The organism is Mesorhizobium sp. M8A.F.Ca.ET.181.01.1.1 (assembly GCF_004792025.1).
Lineage (GTDB): Bacteria > Pseudomonadota > Alphaproteobacteria > Rhizobiales > Rhizobiaceae > Mesorhizobium.
Genome location: NZ_SRTV01000260.1, coordinates 1 through 297, shown reverse-complemented (window position 1 = coordinate 297; position 297 = coordinate 1). Strand labels below are relative to the sequence as shown.

Here is a 297-nt window from a genome sequence, read left to right as displayed (position 1 = left end):
AAGCTCAATACGATGGCCGCCGGCACCCGTTATGCCGATATGGAGCTCGATCGCATCGTCGTCGAAGCCGCCCGGTCGAAGGAGGCTGCGGACGTCAAGATCTTCAACAATGCGGCCCAGGCCTGGAACCACGTTGCCTATTGGGATCAGTTCGTTCCGGGCGGCCCCAACCGGCCGCAGGGCGATCTCGCCGCCTCAATCGACAAGGCCTTTGGCGGTTATGACGGCTTCGTCAAACGCGCCGTCGATGTCTCGGACACCGTGTTCGGCACCGGCTGGGTGTGGCTGACGCGTGAC

General features: G+C 63.3%; 1 protein-coding gene. It reads left to right on the top strand.

Annotated elements, in window-relative coordinates; genetic code table 11:
• Positions 1-297, top strand: a 297-nt coding sequence (locus EN824_RS34520; RefSeq protein ID WP_281041416.1) for a Fe-Mn family superoxide dismutase, incomplete at both ends; no start/stop codon positions are given.